Raw genomic sequence first — 291 nt, forward strand, 5'->3', positions numbered from 1 at the left:
GGATAATAGGCTACGCGGTGAATCTAGCGAGTCGATCAAAGCGGTGGCCGTCTATGAAGTGGCTAAAGGCATTGGCGCGCTACTCGGGGCAGGCGCGTTATGGCTATGGCATACCGACCTTGAGCGTTGGCTTGCCACCGCCACAGCAACCTGGCAGCAGAACTTTGGTTATCTTCTTGCACCGCAAGTAGAGAGTACGGTACGAATTGCCCAACAAGCCAGTAAAAACTGGCCTCTATTTTTATTACTGATATTTATTTATGCAGCGATACGCTTTATTGAGGCTTATGG

The 291-nt window shown here is 49.8% G+C and carries 1 protein-coding gene; it reads left to right on the plus strand.

Annotated features, from left to right (window positions below; genetic code table 11):
* Positions 1-291: DUF2127 domain-containing protein (locus tag AAEY87_RS13895; protein ID WP_350657594.1), on the plus strand; the 291-nt coding region annotated here is incomplete at both ends.

The organism is Psychrobacter sp. S1-30-MNA-CIBAN-0213 (genome assembly GCF_040309845.1).
Classification (GTDB): Bacteria; Pseudomonadota; Gammaproteobacteria; order Pseudomonadales; family Moraxellaceae; genus Psychrobacter.